The organism is Flaviflexus huanghaiensis, assembly GCF_014118685.1.
In the GTDB taxonomy this organism is placed as follows: Bacteria; Actinomycetota; Actinomycetes; order Actinomycetales; family Actinomycetaceae; genus Flaviflexus; species Flaviflexus huanghaiensis.
Genome location: NZ_JACFAK010000039.1, coordinates 1 through 1,221, shown reverse-complemented (window position 1 = coordinate 1,221; position 1,221 = coordinate 1). Strand labels below are relative to the sequence as shown.

The window sequence follows — 1,221 nt, the reverse complement described above, 5'->3', positions numbered from 1 at the left end:
GGTGGATTCAACCGGTCAGCGCAACAGTGCTTCAAGCCTATCGGCTGGGGTATCAAAACTGAGTGTCTTACGCGGTCGTGAGTTCAACCGTGCCGCCACTTTGTTGAGGTCGTCCTGGGTGAGATCTTTCATGCTCACGCCTTTGGGGAAGTACTGACGGAGCAGACGGTTCGTGTTCTCGTTCTTCCCACGCTGCCAGGGGCTGCGAGGGTCTGCGAAATACACGTCAAGCCCGGTGCTGCTCGTAACGGTCTTGTGGTCCGCGAGTTCCATTCCACGATCCCAGGTGAGTGAGCGGCGCAGCTGCTCGGGCAGGAGATTCATCTCTCGTGAAAGGCCCGCAGTCACCGACGCCATATCGCGCCCATCTACGTGAACGAGCACAGTGAACCTCGTCGCGCGCTCGACGACAGTTGCGATCTGAGAAACGCCCCGGCCGAGGAGAAGGTCTCCTTCCCAGTGCCCAGGAATCGCACGATCCTCAGCTTCGGCGGGTCGCTCCGAGATCGATACGGCATCCTTGATCTGTGACCGCCACTGACCGGTCACCGTGTTGTGGATACTGCGCCGGATCGGGCGGCCTGATCGCAGATGCTTCTGCAGTTCCTTTGCTAGTACCCCGCGGGATTGAACATACAGAGACTGATAGATCGTCTCGTGTGACACCAGCATCCTGCTTCCCGCTGGGTAGCGCTTTTTCAGAGTCCCGGCAATCTGTTCTGGTGACCAGTCTTCCCGCAGACGTGCCGCGACGTACCTGCGAAGCACGGGGTTCTTCGCGAGTTTGCATTTCTTTGGTCGTTTGGCACGCCGCCAAGCACGATCGTCAGCGTCAACCGCGCGATACCTTGCCGCCCCTCGATTCTTTGCGATCTCACGACTGATGGTCGATGCTGAACGGCCGAGTCGTCGTCCAATCGATCGGAGCGACTCACCAGCTGCAAGCCCCCTGGAAATCTCTTCGCGCTCATGAAGAGTTAGTGTGCCGGAGCGACGTCTTTGAGGCGGCTGATAGATCCCGCCATAGGGTAACAGGATCGAGAAGATTGAGCCTGGAGGGGAGCCCACGGTTCGACCGATCTCGCTGATTGATGCCCCTGTCTTCCACATGTCCCACACTTGCTGCCGTCGATCCGACGGGAGTCCTGGTCTACCGATCTTTGCCACATCACACCTCTGAGTACATTTTCGATGGTGTTGCGTTGACCGGTTGAATCCACC

1 protein-coding gene is annotated in these 1,221 nt (G+C 58.5%); it reads right to left on the bottom strand.

Going from position 1 to position 1,221, the window contains the following annotated elements; genetic code table 11:
• Positions 1-15: 15 nt before the first annotated feature.
• On the bottom strand, positions 16-1,110 hold the full coding sequence (locus H7E91_RS11440) for an IS30 family transposase (RefSeq protein WP_182355242.1): 1,095 nt from the start codon (positions 1,108-1,110) through the stop codon (positions 16-18).
• Positions 1,111-1,221: the final 111 nt, after the last annotated feature.